Genomic DNA, 1,125 nt, shown 5'->3' with positions numbered 1-1,125 from the left:
GGTACCACTCCTGATCGTCAGCGGACGCTGATTATTGACCACCTCCAGACGGCCACCCGACGCGCCATCCAAGCGCCGTGCAAGCAATGTAGCCTCCGGCACGGCCAGCAATACCGGCTCGGCCATCACCAGCTGGCTCACCACCCGCCGCGCGCTGCCATCATCGCTAAAGCCGGTCGCCATAATGCGCAGTCTGACAGGCGCTGCGGCCGGTAGCACACAAGCCGGCCCAAAGCTGGCGGCATCGCAAAACTGCACCTGCCAGCGCGGACCACCCAACTGACCGCGCGCCAGCGCTCCTGTCGCATCCGTATCCAGCTGTCCATCACCATTATGATCGGCTCCGCCGGCAAGATAATAAGCCACGCCATAATGCAATCCTGCCTCGGCCGCCTCCAGCGCCTGCTTGGCACGGTAACTGCTGGCGGACAACTTGAGTTCGAGCAGGGATGTTCGGGCGGCATAGACCGTCATCAATGCCACAGCCATCATTAAGACCAGCACCAAGCCCAAGGTAAGCATGCCTGCCTGACGCCGGGGATTACGACCATCGCGCACGACCCGTTCTCCTAAGGCGCGGAGAAAACCCGCAGGTTACGTAGCTGTACCGAACTTTCCAGCTGCTGGCGGATAGATGGATCGGCCAGCAGATAAGCACCCAGCCGGACCTTGAGCAGACGTACCTCGACCACGCGGTCACCGCTTTGTGCGCTGGCCAATAGCGCCGTACAACCGCCACTGTCCGTACGCTGCGCCCGGGTCACATTCACACACTTGCTGGCGGATACATCAAACAGCAACGTATCCACCGCCATAAGTGCGCCATCGGACAGGCTTTCCCAGTTACCACTACTGCACAGCATGGAGGCCGGGCCGCTGGTTTTCATACGCAGACTCATTACGCCGGCGATAGTTTGCAGCTTGAAACCCAGACGCTCATCTGCGCTGATCTGACCATCGCTATCGCGGTCATAGCTGTAGCGCACACAAGCCGGCATCGCCGTATCCAGATTGTCCATACCGGAAGAAAAAGGATTAGCCAACGGCGCACTGGCCGCCACCGCATGCCAATAGCCGGCGCGGCGCAGCTCTGCAGTCATCACATCCATCATCGCCTGCAGGTCG

At 60.7% G+C, this 1,125-nt stretch carries 2 protein-coding genes; both read right to left on the bottom strand.

Annotated features, from left to right (window positions below; translation table 11 throughout):
- Window positions 1-522, bottom strand: a 522-nt coding sequence (locus EGI20_RS18730) for a pilus assembly PilX family protein (RefSeq protein WP_498633205.1), incomplete at its 3' end; no start/stop codon positions are given.
- A gap of 47 nt (window positions 523-569) precedes the next feature.
- Window positions 570-1,125 (bottom strand): hypothetical protein (locus EGI20_RS18725; protein WP_498633204.1); only part of this gene is annotated, 556 nt, incomplete at its 5' end.

It is taken from the genome of Aquitalea sp. S1-19 (assembly GCF_024343515.1).
This window is presented reverse-complemented; position numbering and strand designations above follow the sequence as displayed.